The following is a 1,242-nucleotide window of genomic DNA, read 5'->3' as shown; positions in this document are numbered from 1 at the left end:
ACGGTCGAGCGCGGGGACGGTCTCGATCCGGCCGAGGCTGGGGGCGCCGGTGGGGGACGTCATGGCCGTCATCCTGTCACCTGGGGTTCATGTCGCTCCCGCATTGGCGCCACTCGACCCGCGTCTGGTGGACCCATGACACCGCTCGTCATCGCCCACCGCGGGGCGTCCGGCTACCGGCCGGAGCACACGCTCGCGTCGTATCGGCTCGCGATCGCGCTCGGCGCCGACTTCGTGGAGCCCGACCTCGTCGCGACGAGGGACGGCGTGCTCGTTGCCCGGCACGAGGCGGAGATCGGCGGCACCACCGACGTCGCGAACCGGCGGGAGTTCGCGGGCCGGCGGACCACCAAGGTGGTCGACGGTCGCGAGGTCACCGGCTGGTTCGTGGAGGACTTCACGCTGGCCGAGCTCAAGACGCTGCGCGCGGTCGAGCGGCTGCCGGACCTGCGGCCCCGGAACACGCGGTACGACGGGCGCTACGAGGTGCCGACCTTCGACGAGATCCTCACGCTCGTCGAGGCGGAGTCGCAGCGCCTGGGCCGGGCCATCGGGGTGTACCCGGAGACCAAGCACCCGTCGTACTTCGCGACGATCGGCCTGGCGTTGGAGGAGCCGCTGCTGGCGGCGCTCGCGGGGCGCGACCTGCCGGTGTTCGTCCAGTCCTTCGAGCCGGGCAACCTGCGGTGGCTGCGGTCGCGGACGTCGCGCCCCCTGGTGCAGCTGGTGAGCGCGACCGGCCGGGTCGACCTGGTGACCGGGACGGGCCTGCGGCGGGTGGCGGAGTACGCCGACGCGGTCGGTGTCGACAAGGAGCTGGTCTCGCCCGGCCTGGTCGCCGACGCGCACGCGGCCGGGCTGCAGGTCCACGTGTGGACCCTGCGCGACGAGACCGACTCGATCGAGGACACCCAGGCGCTGGTGGGTGCCGGGGTGGACGGCCTGTTCACCGACCACCCCGACACCACGCTCGAGGCCTGCCGGCTTCAGACTCTTCAGACCTCGGGCATCAGGATCCACGCGGCCACGTAGGCCACCAGCGCGGCCCCGAAGCTGAACACCAGTGCCACGACCGCGAGCACGCGGACGAGCGTCACGTCGACGCCCAGGTAGTCGGCGACCCCGGAGCACACGCCGGCGACCATCCGGTCGTCGCGGCGGCGGACCAGGTTCTTCATGCGCAGGTCGTTCATCGGATCTCCTCGGGGTCGTTCGCGTCGGTGGGGGTGGTGGGCTCGACCC

2 protein-coding genes are annotated in these 1,242 nt (G+C 72.5%); one reads left to right on the top strand and one right to left on the bottom strand.

Annotation, left to right across the window (positions count from 1 at the left end; genetic code table 11):
* Positions 1–135: 135 nt before the first annotated feature.
* A complete protein-coding gene (locus tag Q0L15_RS21265; RefSeq protein WP_296606748.1) occupies positions 136–1,032 on the top strand; it encodes a glycerophosphodiester phosphodiesterase family protein in 897 nt (298 codons plus the stop codon).
* On the opposite strand, the gene Q0L15_RS21260 is transcribed toward Q0L15_RS21265, so the two are convergent.
* Positions 996–1,193, bottom strand: a complete 198-nt coding sequence (locus tag Q0L15_RS21260) for a PspC domain-containing protein (RefSeq protein ID WP_296606746.1) — start codon at positions 1,191–1,193, stop codon at positions 996–998. The genes Q0L15_RS21265 and Q0L15_RS21260 overlap by 37 nt on opposite strands.
* Between the last annotated feature and the right edge of the window lie 49 nt (positions 1,194–1,242).

Origin of the sequence: Nocardioides sp. (genome assembly GCF_024509035.1) — a bacterium.
GTDB lineage: Bacteria > Actinomycetota > Actinomycetes > Propionibacteriales > Nocardioidaceae > Nocardioides.
The sequence above is the reverse complement of the archived record's forward strand: the minus strand, read 5'-3'. Positions and strand labels throughout refer to the sequence as shown.